General features: G+C 63.2%; 15 protein-coding genes. 12 read left to right on the top strand and 3 right to left on the bottom strand.

Annotation, left to right across the window (positions count from 1 at the left end; all coding sequences use genetic code 11):
- Nucleotides 1-121: 121 nt before the first annotated feature.
- Nucleotides 122-1,162 (top strand): plasmid segregation protein ParM domain-containing protein, encoded by a 1,041-nt coding sequence (gene parM, locus AB5Y48_RS16855; RefSeq protein ID WP_224160749.1) that lies wholly within the window; start codon nt 122-124, stop codon nt 1,160-1,162.
- A complete protein-coding gene (locus AB5Y48_RS16860) occupies nt 1,162-1,839 on the top strand; it encodes a hypothetical protein (protein WP_060583685.1) in 678 nt (225 codons plus the stop codon). The genes parM and AB5Y48_RS16860 overlap by 1 nt, the downstream gene beginning before the upstream one ends.
- A gap of 37 nt (nt 1,840-1,876) precedes the next feature.
- On the opposite strand, the gene AB5Y48_RS16865 is transcribed toward AB5Y48_RS16860, so the two are convergent.
- Nucleotides 1,877-2,224 carry a DUF1294 domain-containing protein gene (locus tag AB5Y48_RS16865; protein WP_136612721.1) on the bottom strand — a complete coding sequence of 116 codons (348 nt, stop codon included), beginning with the start codon at nt 2,222-2,224 and terminating at the stop codon, nt 1,877-1,879.
- Nucleotides 2,225-2,641 carry an alternative ribosome rescue aminoacyl-tRNA hydrolase ArfB gene (arfB, locus tag AB5Y48_RS16870; RefSeq protein WP_050665746.1) on the bottom strand — a complete coding sequence of 139 codons (417 nt, stop codon included), beginning with the start codon at nt 2,639-2,641 and terminating at the stop codon, nt 2,225-2,227.
- Between the two features lie 206 nt (nt 2,642-2,847).
- Here arfB and AB5Y48_RS16875 point away from each other — a divergent pair, with 206 nt between their 5' ends.
- The 4 genes from AB5Y48_RS16875 (at nt 2,848) to AB5Y48_RS16890 (ending at nt 7,526) form a co-directional block, all read left to right on the top strand.
- Nucleotides 2,848-3,855, top strand: a complete 1,008-nt coding sequence (locus AB5Y48_RS16875; RefSeq protein ID WP_050665747.1) for a Fe(3+) ABC transporter substrate-binding protein — start codon at nt 2,848-2,850, stop codon at nt 3,853-3,855.
- 36 nt (nt 3,856-3,891) lie between these two features.
- A complete protein-coding gene (locus AB5Y48_RS16880; protein ID WP_368165221.1) occupies nt 3,892-5,505 on the top strand; it encodes an ABC transporter permease in 1,614 nt (537 codons plus the stop codon).
- A 16-nt stretch (nt 5,506-5,521) separates the two neighbouring features.
- Nucleotides 5,522-6,547: an ABC transporter ATP-binding protein gene (locus AB5Y48_RS16885; protein ID WP_050665749.1), complete on the top strand. Its 1,026-nt coding sequence runs from the start codon at nt 5,522-5,524 to the stop codon at nt 6,545-6,547.
- 73 nt (nt 6,548-6,620) lie between these two features.
- Nucleotides 6,621-7,526: a Dyp-type peroxidase gene (locus AB5Y48_RS16890; protein WP_368165222.1), complete on the top strand. Its 906-nt coding sequence runs from the start codon at nt 6,621-6,623 to the stop codon at nt 7,524-7,526.
- A 57-nt stretch (nt 7,527-7,583) separates the two neighbouring features.
- On the opposite strand, the gene argR is transcribed toward AB5Y48_RS16890, so the two are convergent.
- Complete coding sequence (gene argR / locus AB5Y48_RS16895) at nt 7,584-8,054, bottom strand: transcriptional regulator ArgR (protein WP_005345571.1); 471 nt, start codon at nt 8,052-8,054, stop codon at nt 7,584-7,586.
- Between the two features lie 191 nt (nt 8,055-8,245).
- On the opposite strand from argR, the gene AB5Y48_RS16900 reads away from it, so the two are divergent.
- From AB5Y48_RS16900 to AB5Y48_RS16925, 6 genes are all read left to right on the top strand, one after another.
- Entirely contained in the window at nt 8,246-8,986 is a 741-nt protein-coding gene (locus AB5Y48_RS16900; protein ID WP_368165223.1) for an ATP-binding cassette domain-containing protein, read from the top strand.
- A gap of 14 nt (nt 8,987-9,000) precedes the next feature.
- Complete coding sequence (locus AB5Y48_RS16905; RefSeq protein ID WP_050665752.1) at nt 9,001-9,738, top strand: lysine/arginine/ornithine ABC transporter substrate-binding protein; 738 nt, start codon at nt 9,001-9,003, stop codon at nt 9,736-9,738.
- Nucleotides 9,739-9,741: 3 nt separating this feature from the next.
- Nucleotides 9,742-10,392 carry an arginine ABC transporter permease ArtQ gene (gene artQ, locus AB5Y48_RS16910; protein ID WP_050665753.1) on the top strand — a complete coding sequence of 217 codons (651 nt, stop codon included), beginning with the start codon at nt 9,742-9,744 and terminating at the stop codon, nt 10,390-10,392.
- A gap of 2 nt (nt 10,393-10,394) precedes the next feature.
- Entirely contained in the window at nt 10,395-11,057 is a 663-nt protein-coding gene (gene artM, locus AB5Y48_RS16915) for an arginine ABC transporter permease ArtM (protein ID WP_050665754.1), read from the top strand.
- Nucleotides 11,058-11,264: 207 nt separating this feature from the next.
- Nucleotides 11,265-12,200, top strand: coding sequence for a malate dehydrogenase (gene mdh / locus AB5Y48_RS16920; RefSeq protein ID WP_050665755.1), 936 nt, complete (start codon nt 11,265-11,267; stop codon nt 12,198-12,200).
- 193 nt (nt 12,201-12,393) lie between these two features.
- Nucleotides 12,394-12,942 carry a tetratricopeptide repeat protein gene (locus tag AB5Y48_RS16925; protein ID WP_060588199.1) on the top strand — a complete coding sequence of 183 codons (549 nt, stop codon included), beginning with the start codon at nt 12,394-12,396 and terminating at the stop codon, nt 12,940-12,942.
- Nucleotides 12,943-12,968 lie beyond the last annotated feature (26 nt).

Below are 12,968 nucleotides of genomic sequence, written 5' to 3' on the forward strand. Positions count from 1 at the left end.
GAGAGTACGAGAGGGGGCGCGGGAGACTGCGCCCCCTGTTTTTATTCAAGAAAAGTGACGCTCTGGTCGCTGTAGCCGATAAAGCCGCCCTGGCGCCATTTCACCTGCCGAGATTCTTCCGATGAACCAAGCCCGTATCAAGTTCGCCATCGACGATGGCTCTACCAATGTCAAAGTCAGCTGGATCGAAGGGGGCGTGCTCAAGACGGTGGTCTCTCCCAACTCCTTTCGCAAGGACTGGAAGAGTGCGGCGCTGCTGCGGGGCCAGAAGGTGTTCAACTACACCATAGGCACCACCAAGTACACCTATGACGCCACCTCCGACAAGGCCCTCTCCACCACCCATATCGAGTATCAGTACGACGATCTCAACCTGCTGGCGGTACACCACGCCCTGTTGCAGACCGGGCTGGTTCCGGGGCCGGTGAGCGTGGTGGTGACCCTGCCCATCACCGAGTATTACAACCCGGATGACTGCCAGCGTAACGAGGCGAAGATCGAGGCCAAGCGCCACAACCTGATGCGCGAGATCAGCCTCAACAAGGGCGAGTTGTTCAGCATAGTGGATGTGGAGGTGATGCCAGAGAGCCTGCCGGCCGTGCTCTCCCATCTGCTCGACTCCAACTGCAACGAGTTCACCAAGTCTCTGGTGATCGACTGTGGCGGCACCACCCTCGACATGGGGATCATCGTGGGGGAGTTTGACGACGTTTCGGCCATCTACGGCAACAACGAGATCGGCGTCTCCATGGTGACCGATGCCGCTCGCAAGTCCCTCGCCGCGGCCGACAGCGACTCCAGCTACCTGGTGGCCAACGAGCTGATCAAGCGCCGCCACGACAGCGCCTTCGTCCAGAGCGTGGTCAACGACGAGTCGCGGATCCCGGAGATCCTGCGCCGCATCGAGACCAAGATCCAGGAGTTGGGGGATCAGGTCGCCTTCGAGGCGAAGAAGTTCGCCAAGAATCCGAACCGGGTCTATCTGGTCGGCGGTGGCGCCCCCCTTATCGAGGCGGCAATCCGCGAGGCGTACCCGACCCTGGGTGAGCGGGTGATGATGATAGAGAATCCCCAGAGCGCCCTCTCCCGGGAGATCTGCCTCTACCACGCGGAGGAGGTGACCATCGATCTGGCCGAGCCCATGCTGCTCGAGGTCGAGTGATGAACCCGGGCAAGAAGCTCAACCTCTCCCTCTACCTCAATCCGGCGCACAGTGCGGCGGATCAGCGGGCTGCCGGCGCGCTGCAGCAGTGGTATCTGGGCCTGCGCCAGAGTGGCAGCGAGCGGGACGACGTCAGCATGACCATGCGGACCTTCCATCGCAGCGTCTACCTGGCCGGCTTGCAGCTCCACCTGTTGAGCCCGCGCCTCTGTCAGCACGTGGCCGAGTCTATCGGACGTGAGCCCCTGACCCTGGCCGAGCTCACCGCCGAGTTGCTCCGTTGCGAGCTGCTGCCGCGGGTCCCCGGGATGGAGGCCGAACAGCCGGAGGCGAGCTTCTCCCCCCGCCAGTTAGAGCAGATCCAGCTGCTGCTGAGCCATACCCGCGCCAGCGGGGAGACGGAGCGGGAGGTGGCCGGCGAGGCGCAGGAGGCGCGGCTTGAGAGTCTGCTGGAGGCGCAACAGGCAGAATTTGCCCGGCTGCATGGCGAGCTGGAGCGGCTGCGCGCCCTGGCCGAGCAGCAGGCGCTGCAACTGCAACAACTGAGGCTGAGCGGGCGCGCCGTCGCGACCCCGGTCGAGAGCAGTCGGGGCAGCACCACCGAGGAGCTGAGCCTGGCCGAGATGGCCCCGCCGACCGAGAAGATGCAGAAGGTGAGGCAGAAGGGGATCTTCTGAGACGAGAGAGCGTGGCACCGGCCACGCTCTTCTGTTTTCAGGGGTTGCACCACCACAGCAGGGCGGCGAAGAAGAGCAGGTTGCCGGCCACGCTCAGCCACAGGGGCAGCCTGTACTCCTTCTTGCTCGACTTGTGGCGCAAGAACTGGCGTGCCAGCAGGGCGCCGGGCCAACCGCCCAGCCAGCTCCAGGTGTGCAGGGTCTGCTCGGGGATGCGCTGACGCTTGAGGCGGGCGGCCCGTTTGTCCCAGCCATAGACCAGAAAGGTGAGCAGGCTCATGGCGACGTAGAAGAGGGCGACCGGCAGGGGGAGGTGACGGCTCAACACCAGCAGGGGGAGGGCCAGCAGCTGGGCGAGGGCGAGCAGGGTCTGAAAGCTGGTCATTTAATCACCCATGGGGGCGCGGCGGCCTGCCTTGATGGCCCCCTTGCGCTTCTTGGCGTCGACCCGGCGCACCTGAGAGGCGCGGGTCGGGCGGGTGGCATGGCGTGCCTTGGGGCGCTCGGCCGCCTTCTTCAGGAGCAGCAGCAGCCGTTCTCTGGCCTCCTGGCGATTCATCTCCTGGCTGCGGTGGCATTCGCTTCGGATCAGGATGAAGCCGTCGTGTACCCGGCTGTCGCGCAGGCGATCCAGCCCCTCCTTGTAGTGGTCTGGCAGGGTGGGGGAGGCGCGGTAGTCAAAGCGCAGCCAGACGGCGGAGTCGGTCTTGTTGACGTGTTGGCCGCCGGCCCCCTGGGCACGCATGGTCTGGAATTGCAGCTCTTGATCGGGGATGTGGCAACGGCTGGAGAGGATCAGCATGGGTTCTTGCGGCTCTGTTCGAATGGAAGGGATTGTAATGCCTGGGAGGAGGCGGGTCGAACTTCTTGATCTCCGTCATCGTTTTATTGAGTCGTCGATTGAAAAAGAGGGTTCCAGCAAGGGGATGGGCTTGTATCGGGAAGAGGAGTATGCAAAATACAAACGAGAATAATTGCTACTTGCGCCAACGATCCAGGAACAAAATCATGAAAAAGACTCTTCTGGCACTGTTTTTTGCTGCCGTGGCGACCCCCGCGGCCTTCGCCGCCCAAGAGGTGAACGTCTACTCCAACCGCCAGGATGAGCTGATCAAGCCCATCATCGAGCAGTTCGAGAAGGAGAGCGGCATCAAGGTGAACCTGGTGTTCGCCAAGGACGGGCTGACCGAGCGCCTGCAGCGCGAAGGCAAGCTGACCCCGGCCGATCTGATGCTGACCACCGACATCAGCCGCCTGACCGAGCTGGTGGACAAAGACCTGGTGCAACCGGTGCAGAGCAAGACCCTGGAGGAGAACATCCCCGCCTCCCTGCGCGATCCTGACGATCGCTGGTTCGCCCTGACCACCCGGGTGCGGGCCATCTACTCCAGCAAGGAGCGTCTCGGCAAGCTGGACGCCATCAGCTATGAGGATCTGGCCAAGCCCGAATACAAGGGCAAGATCTGCGTGCGCAGCGGCAAGAACGACTACAACGTGGCTCTGATCGCCTCCATGATTGCCCACCACGGCAAGGCCGAGGCCAAGCAGTGGCTGGAAGGGGTCAAGGCCAACCTGGCCCGCAAGCCCCAGGGCAACGACCGGGATCAGGTGAAGGCGATCAAGGACGGGGTGTGCGACCTGTCGCTCGGCAACAGCTACTACCTCGGCAAGATGCTGGCCGACCCGGCCCAGAAGGCCTGGGCCGACGCCGTCTACATCAACTTCCCGAACCAGCAGAACCGCGGCGCCCATGTCAACGTGAGCGGCATGGCCATGACCAAGTACGCCAAGAACAAGGAGGCCGCCGTCAAGCTGATGGAGTTCCTCTCCGGTGACGAGGCCCAGCACCTCTATGCGGAGCTCAACACCGAGTATCCGGTCAAGGTCGGGGTGGAGCGCTCGGCACTGGTCAAGTCCTGGGGTGACTTCAAGGCAGACAGCCTGGCGGTGAGCGACTACGCAAAACTGCGCAAGGATGCCCTGACGCTGCTGGATGAAGTGAAGTTCGATCTGTAAGGTGTGGGGGTTTTCCCCACCCGTGTCAGGAAACCGATGAAGTATTCCGGTTGGATGGCCGGCAGCTGGCTCACGGGCTTGCTGCTGGCCTTGCCCATTGTGGCCCTCTTCGTTTCCGCCCCGTCTGCCGACGGGGCGGTGATCTCGCATCTGGTCGATACGGTGCTCGGCACCTACGTGGCCAATACCCTGCTGCTGATGGTGCTGGTGGTGGCACTCTCGCTGCTGTTCGGGGTGCCGACCGCCTGGCTGGTGGCCATGTGCCAGGTGCCGGGACGGCGTGCCCTGGAGTGGGCGCTGATGCTGCCCATGGCGATGCCCTCCTACATCGTCGCCTACGTCTATACGGATCTGCTCGACTTTTCCGGCCCCCTGCAGGCGACCCTGCGCACCTGGTTCGGGCCCGAGCTGCGGCTGCCCGAGATCCGCTCCCTCGGCGGAGCGGCCTGGATGCTGGCGCTGGTGCTCTTTCCCTATGTCTATCTGCTGACCCGGGCCTCCTTCCTCGAGCAGTCGGTGAGCCTGATCCAGTCGAGTCGGCTGCTCGGCTGCAGCCCCTGGCAGAGTTTCCGTCGCCTCAGCCTGCCGCTGGCCCGGCCCGCCATCATGGTGGCTGCCTCCCTGGTGGCGATGGAGACCCTGGCCGACTTCGCCACCGTGCACTTCTTCGCGGTCAACACTCTCACCACGGCGGTCTATGACACCTGGCTCGGCTACGGCAGCCTATCGGCGGCCTCGGCCCTCTCCTGCCTGATGCTGGTGGGGGTGGCGGCACTCATCGCCCTGGAGCGGCTCAGTCGCCGTCGGCGTCAGGTGTTCCAGAAGGGAATGGGTCACGAGCCCCCCCTCTGCTATCCCCTCTCACCGCTGTGGCGCGCCCTGGCGGCTATCTGGTGCTGGGGGTTGGTGCTGGCGGGTTTCGCCCTGCCGTTTGCCATCCTGCTCGACTATGCCATCGACTACGCCGGCCCCTCCTGGACGCCGGAGTTCGTGCGCTTCTCCGGCAACAGCCTGATGATCTCGGGGCTGGTGGCCCTGCTGGCGGTGGCGCTCTCCCTGCTGCTGCTCTTCACCCGCCGCCTCGACGGCGGGGTGAAGAGCCTGGTCCCCCTGCGACTGGCGGCCCTCGGCTACGCCCTGCCGGGGACCGTACTCGCCATCGGTGTGCTGGTGCCCCTGACCTCCCTCGACTTTGCCATCAACGATCTGGCCGAGTGGCTCGGTATGAGCGGCCCCGGCCTGCTCTTCACCGGCACCCTCACCGCCATCGTCTTCGGCTATCTGGTGCGTTTTTGCGCCATCGCTATCGGCTCGGTAGAGAGCAGCATGGGCAAGATAGCCCCCAGCCTCGACATGGCGGCGCGCACCCTGGGTGAGCGCAGTGTCGGCATGTTGCGTCGGGTGCACCTGCCTCTGGTGCGGCGCGGTCTGCTGGCCGGTGCCATGCTGGTGTTTATCGAGTCGATGAAGGAGTTGCCGGCGGCCCTGCTGCTGCGCCCCTTCAACTTCGAGACCCTGGCCACCCATGTCTATCAATTCGTTTCCGACGAAATGCTCGAGCGCGGCGCGCTCGGGGCCATCGTCATCGTCCTGGTCGGTCTGTTGCCCCTCATCTGGGTCAACCGCTCTCTCGACGGCCAGGGCCACTGAATCCAAGGAGTCGCCCATGTCGGTGCTTTCGGTCGAGCGGGTGAGCTGCCGCTACAATGGCCACAACGTGCTGGAAGATCTCTCCCTGACCGTGGGAGAGAACGAGATCGTCTGTCTGCTCGGGGCGAGCGGCTGTGGCAAGACCACCTTGCTCAAGGCCATCGCCGGCCTGCTGCCCCTCGCGGCGGGCACCATCCGCCTGGGGGGGGAGACCCTGGAGGGACAGGGGGTCATGGTGGCGCCTGAGGCGCGCCAGATCGGCATGATCTTTCAGGACTATGCCCTCTTCCCCCACCTGACGGTGGCGGGCAACATCGCCTTTGGCATCAGCCAACGCCCCAAGGGAGAGCAGGCTGCCGAGGTGGCCAGGGTGCTCGAGCTGGTCAACCTGCAGGGGCTGGCCGACCGCTATCCACACCAGCTCTCCGGGGGGCAGCAGCAACGGGTCGCCATCGCTCGGGCCCTGGTCTGCCAGCCGCGCCTGATGCTGCTCGACGAGCCCTTCTCCAATATCGATACCCAGGTACGGATGAAGCTCATCGCCGAGATCCGTGCCCTGCTCAAGAGTCGCGGCATCGGAGCCGTGTTTGTCAGCCACAGCAAGGAAGAGGCATTCGCCTTCGCCGATCGGCTGGCCCTGTTTCGCAGTGGTCACATCGAGCAGGTGGGGGAGCCGGAGCGGCTCTATCGCAGACCCGAGAACCGCTTCGTGGCCGAGTTCCTCGGGGCGGTCAACTACCTGCCGGCCGAGGTGCTGGACGAGCGTCGGGTGATGACGCCGCTCGGTGAGGTGACCGGCAGCGAGCCCCATGGTCACGCCACCGGCCGCCGCCTCTCCCTGATGCTGCGCCCGCGCCAGCTGCATCTGCAGCCGGATGTGGCAGGCTGGCCCCTGGTGGGGCAGCAGTTTCTCGGCCACCACTGCAAGGTGAGCATCGCCTGCGGCGATCTGACGCTGGAGGCGAGTTGCGCCGAGCCGCTGCCGATGGGGGCGGTGAGGGTGGAGGTGGCCCCCCATCCACTGGTATTGTTTGAACCCTGATTTGTTCCCGAGCAAGGATCGGGCTCCCGACGAGCCTATAATGGTCCGCTCAACTCGATGAGGGAGATAGGATATGCAAGCCCAACAAGGCGTCTGTGCCGAACCGAACCTGCACGCACTCTACCTGATGCTCAACCGTTGCGGTGACGCCGGCGAGCTGGCGGCCCGCCTGGCCAGGACCCCGGCCCTGTGGCAGTCGGTGCAGGCCGACTTTCCCGATGCCGGCTTCAGCGGCCTGGTGGCCATCGGCTCCGAGGCGTGGGACTCCCTCTACCCTGTCGCCCGTCCCGAGCAGTTGCGTGGTTTCATGGCCCAGTCTGCCAACGGTCACGAGGCGCCCCACACCCCGTTCGATCTCTTCGTCCAACTGCGTGCCGACCGGGTCGATGTGCTGCACCACGCCGGTCATCGACTGCTGGCCCTGCTCGCCGGTCTGGTGACGATCGCCGAGGAGCAGCGCGGTTTTCGCAACCTCGACTGCCGGGATCTGACCGGCTTCGTGGATGGTACCGAGAACCCGCAGGGGGATCACAGGCCCGAGGTGGCGCTGGTCGAGGGCGGCGAGTTCGCCGGTGGCTCCTACCTGCATGTGCAGCGTTTCGTTCACGCCATGAGCGATTGGGAGAAGCTGGCCCTGAAGAGTCAGGAAGACATCATAGGCCGCACCAAGGTCGACAACATCGAGTACGAGTCGGTGGACAAGCCGCTCACCGCCCACATCAAGCGGGTCAACCTGAAGACCCCCAAGGGGGAGTCGATGGAGATACTGCGCCAGAGCATGCCCTGGGGCTCCATGAGCGAGCAGGGGCTCTACTTCATCTCCTGCTGCCGCACTCCGCTCCACTTCAATGCCATGCTGGCCAGCATGTACAAGGGAGAGGGTGGCCACTTCGACCACCTGCTGCGCTTCACCCGGGCCGTGACCGGCGCCGCCTTCTTCGCCCCGAGCAGCGACTTCCTGGCGCGTCAGGGAGCGTGAGCCCCACAATGCACAAACCCGGCCGAGGCCGGGTTTGTTGTCTCTGGGCGGTCAGACTCAGGGGGTCTGCTCGAACAACTCGAGGGCCGACATGTAGAGCTCCTCGATCTCGGTATCGCTGGTCGGGGTGATGAAGATGGTGTCATCACCGGCGATGGTGCCGAGGATCCCTTCCGCCTTGCCGAGAGAGTCGAGCAGGCGGGCAATCAGCTGGGCCGCACCCGGGCTGGTGTGGATCACCACCAGGGCGCCGTTGTGGTCGATATCCAGCACCAGGTTCTTGAGGGGGCTGGAGGTGGTGGGCACGCCCAGTTCGACCGGCAGGCAGTAGACCATCTCCATCTTGGCGTTGCGGGTGCGCACCGCGCCGAAGCGGCTCAGCATCCGGGATACCTTGGACTGGTTGATATTCTCGAAACCCATTTCCTGCAGGGCGGCGACGATTTCCGCCTGGGAGCCAAACCGTTCCTCCTTGAGCAAGGCCTTGAAAGCCTTCGCCAGCTTCTCTTGCTTGTCGTTATGTTTCATCTTGGTCTCAGCGTAAGGATGCCTGTGGTGCCCAGGCGGCAGGGGTGTTAGCCCGCTTATTCTGCATTCGGCCCCCGCTTTTTGCAAGAAAGAGCGATTTGTAGTGCATATTGATTCAATTTTGGCTTGCTTTGGCCAACGCTAAGGCTAGAATTGGAGCTTCCTTCTGCAAACTTATTCATTATCTCTGTATGGCTATTGAGTTGTCCCATGTGGTCAAGAGCTGGCAGGAACACCCCATTCTGCAGCATGTCTCGTTTCGTACCGAACCGGGTGAGACCCTGGTATTGCTGGGCCCAAGCGGTGCCGGCAAGAGTTCTCTGCTGCGCCTGATGAACCTGCTCGATACCCCGGACAGCGGCACCCTGCAGATAGGGGGCGCTGAATTTTCTTTCCCGTATGCCCTCGGGGCTGCCGAGTTTGCCCGTCAGAGCCAGGCCCTGCGTCGCAAGGTCGGCATGGTGTTTCAGCAGTATCATCTGTGGCCCCACCTCACCGTGATGGAGAACCTCATCGAGGCGCCCGTCAAGGTGCTGGGAATGGGCCGGGCCGAGGCCATCGACAAGGGTCGCTATCTGCTCGTCCAGCTGCGGCTGGGGGACAAGCAGGATGCCTGGCCGGCCCGCCTCTCCGGTGGCCAGCAGCAGCGGGTGGCCATCGCCCGCGCCCTGATGATGGATCCCGAGATCCTGCTCTTTGACGAGCCGACCGCAGCCCTGGATCCCGAGATCACCAAGGAGGTGGCCGAGATCATCCGTACCCTGGCCGGTACCGGCATCACCCAGGTGGTGGTGACCCACGAGGTGGAGTTTGCCCGCCGCATCGCCAGCCAGGTGATCTACCTGGAGCGTGGCCAAATTATTGAGATGGGAGGGCCCGAGTGTTTCACTGCCCCCCGTACCGAGCGTTTCGCTCAATTTCTGATGCATTGATAAGGAAAGATGTCATGAAAAAAGCAGTCATGCTGTTTGCTGCCCTGGGTCTGATGAGCGGTGCCGTGGTCGCCAAGGAGATCAAGTTTGCCACCGAGGCGACCTATGCGCCGTTCGAGTTTATCGACGACAAGAACGAGTTCCAGGGTTTCGACATCGATCTGGCCCGTGCCATCTGCAGCGAGGCCAAGCTGGAGTGCAGCTTCCACAACCAGGCGTTTGACAGCCTGATCCCGAGTCTCAAGTTCCGTCGCTACGACGTGGCCATCGCTGCCATGGACGTGACTCCGGAGCGTGCCGCCCAGGTCGACTTCTCCGACATTTATTACGAGAACACCGCCGTGTTCGTGACCAGGAAGGGTGGCCTCAAGAGCCCCGAAGAGCTGGCCCAGAAGACGGTGGGCGTGCAAAACGGTACCTCCCATCAGAGCTATGTGCTGGATAACTGGAACAGCAAGGGGGTGCTGAGCGTGCCTTACGCCAGCTATCAGAACGCCTTCCTCGATATGCTCAACGGCCGTATCGATGCCGTGTTTGCCGACACCGCCGTGGCGGCCGAGTGGCTCAAGCAGCACCCGGAATACGCCATGCTGGGTGACAAGGTGACCGACGCCAAGTACTTCGGTACCGGCTTCGGGATGGCCGTCGCCAAGGGCAATGGCGAGCTGCTCGCCCAGCTGAACGCGGGTCTGAAGGCCATCAAGGCCAACGGTACCTACCAGAAGATCTATGACAAGTACTTCGCTCACTGATCCATGTTGAATCTGCTGTTACAGGCCACCCTCATGACCCTCGGTCTGGGGCTGGCCTCCCTGCTCGGCGGCCTGCTGCTGGCTATCCTGTTCAGTGCCGCCGAGCTCTCGGGCCGACGCCTCCTGGCCTGGCCGGTGGCCCTGGTCACCTCGCTCATTCGTGGCCTGCCCGAAATTCTGGTCGTGCTCTTCATCTATTTCGGTTCGACCCAGGTGCTGTTTCTCATCAGCGGGGAGTATGTGGAGTTCAGCCCCTTTGCCTGTGGCGTACTGGCCCTCTCTCTGCTGTTTGCCAGCTACGCCAGCCAGACCCTGCGTGGCGCCCTCAATGCGGTGCCCATGGGACAGCGGCAGGCGGCCTGGGCTCTCGGCCTCGGGCGTGTGCACACCTTCGTGCACATCGTGTTGCCCCAGGCCTGGCGTCACGCCCTGCCCGGGCTTGGCAACCAGTGGTTGGTGCTGCTCAAGGACACGGCCCTGGTGTCACTCATCGGGGTCAATGACCTGATGCGTCAGGCCCAGCTCGCCTCGGCCAGCACCTATGAGCCCTTCACCTGGTACGCCAGCGCGGCCGCCATCTACCTGGTCATCTCCCTGTGCAGCGAGGGGCTGCTGGGACGGGCCGCCCGCTATACCCGCCGCTACGGAGGCTAGTCATGCTCGCCTATCTCACCACCTTGCTCGAGGGGCTCGGCACCACCCTCGGCCTGACGGCGGCCAGCCTGCTGCTGGGGGTCACCCTGGCCCTGCTGATGACCTGGGTGCTGGAGCGCAGGGTGCCTCTGGTGCGCCAGCTGGTGCAGGTCTGGCTCCTGCTTTTCACCGGCACGCCACTCTTGGTGCAGATCTTCCTCATCTATTACGGGCCGGGGCAGTTCTCCTGGCTCAAGGAGAGCTGGCTCTGGATCTGGCTCAAACAGCCCTGGTTCTGTGCCATGCTGGCGCTCGGCTTCAACACCGCCGCCTATTCGACCCGACTGTTCAAGGGGGCCCTCGATGCCATCCCGGCCGGGGAGGTGGAGGCGTGTCGGGCGTTGGGCATGGGCCCGGGGCAGACCCTCTGGATGAAGGTACGCCATGCGGCGCGGCGTCTGGTGCCGGCCTACTCCAACGAGGTGATCCTGGTGCTCAAGGGGAGCTCACTGGCCAGCACCATCACCATCATGGATATCATGGGGCTGGCCCAGCGCCTCAACGCCCAGACCTATGACACCCTGGCGGTGTTCGGGGTGGCCGGTTGCCTCTACCTGGGTATGAATGGATTGTTAACGGTCATGTTCAGAATCCTGGAGCGGCGGGCCTTGCGCTTTCAGCTGTGAGGGGTCGAATGAGCATAAAAATGGGAAAAAACCGTGTCTTGTATCTACTTATAGGTATTTTCCCGTGACAATCTTCTCCCCTTGCCCGGTGCCTCACAGAACCCGACGCTGAGCCTGTTATCAGATTGTTTTTTCGGGGGTGATCCAGTAAGGTGAGGCGCACAAGAACATAGTGCCTTAAACCTACGCTTAAACAGGGAGTTGATCATGAAAGTTGCCGTACTGGGTGCCGCAGGTGGCATCGGCCAAGCCCTCGCTCTGCTGCTGAAAAACCGTCTGCCGGCCGGCTCCGAGCTGAGCCTCTATGACATCGCCCCGGTGACCCCGGGTGTCGCCGTGGATCTCAGCCATATCCCGACCGATGTAAAGATCAAGGGCTTCAGTGGTGAGGATCCGACGCCGGCTCTGGTCGGTGCCGATGTGGTGCTGATCTCAGCCGGTGTGGCTCGCAAGCCGGGCATGGATCGCTCCGATCTGTTCAACATCAACGCCGGAATCGTTCGCAACCTCATCGAGAAGTGCGCGGCCACCTGCCCGAAGGCGCTGATCGGTATCATCACCAATCCGGTCAACACCACGGTCGCCATCGCTGCCGAGGTACTGAAGAAGGCCGGTGTCTATGACAAGCGCCGTCTGTTCGGTGTCACCACCCTGGACGTGATCCGTGCCGAGACCTTCGTCGCCGAGGCCAAGGGGCTGAACGTGGACAATGTACGCGTCAAGGTGATCGGCGGTCACAGTGGCACCACTATCCTGCCGCTGCTCTCCCAGGTTGAAGGGGCTACCTTCACCGAGGAAGAGGTTGCTGCCATGACCAAGCGAATCCAGAACGCCGGTACCGAAGTGGTGGAAGCCAAGGCCGGTGGCGGCTCTGCCACCCTCTCCATGGGTCAGGCAGCCTGCCGCTTCGGCCTCTCCCTTATCAAGGGCCTGCAGGGCGACGCCAACGTCATCGAGTGTGCCTATGTGGAAGGTAACGGCGAGCACGCCACCTTCTTCGCCCAGCCGGTGCTGCTCGGCAAGAACGGTGTCGAAGCCGTGCTGGAGTACGGTGCCCTGAGTGCCTTCGAACAGCAGGCCATGGACAGCATGCTGGATACCCTCAAGGGTGACATCCAGCTCGGTATCGACTTCGTCAAGTAAGTCGACCGCGAGAAGAAGGGGAGCCCAGGCTCCCCTTTTGCATTTCAGTGTGCCGCCCGGCGGCCGATAAACAGGAACAGCAGGAGGTGGTATGAAGAAGATGCTCTGTTTGTCCCTGTGGGGTATGGCGGCCTTCGCCTGGGGGGCCGAGGCGATCCCCGTAGTGCGTGCCCCGGCGGGGAGTGAGGCGCCGATGGAGGCGGTACAGCTCTATAGCCAGGATGAGTTGCTCACCTGGATCGAGCAGGGAACCCATCTCAAGCGGGTGAAAGATGACAAGTGCCAGTTGACCCAGGATATCGAGGCCCGTGCCAGTGTGATGAAGATCCCCGCCTATCAATTCCTGTGGGGAGACATGCTGGCCTGGGGCGTCTGCACCGGGAGCAATGCCGAACTGGGTATCTCCTACCTGCGAGAGGCCGCCGATCAAGGGCTGGCTCCGGCGCTGGAACAGCTGGGGCGCTACTACTGGAAGGGGATCCTGGTACAAAAGGATCTGCAACGTGCCGAGGTGATGCTGCGTGAGGCGGCCGGGGCCGGGTTTACCAAGGCCCAGATCGAATGGGTGGAATTTCTGGTAGCGGGTCACGGTAGTCCGCTCGACTACGAGAGCGCCTATCGCTGGCTCCATAATGCCGTGATTGGTGACAAGCAGTTGCACCAGAAGGCGGCCTCACTGCTCTCGCGTCTTGCCAGCAAGATGCCCGACAATGTGGTGACACGCGCCAAGGCGATGCACTAAAACGAGGGGCGTGCCAGGCACGCCCC

The organism is Aeromonas sp. R6-2, assembly GCF_040908155.1.
Taxonomy (GTDB): Bacteria; Pseudomonadota; Gammaproteobacteria; order Enterobacterales; family Aeromonadaceae; genus Aeromonas; species Aeromonas schubertii.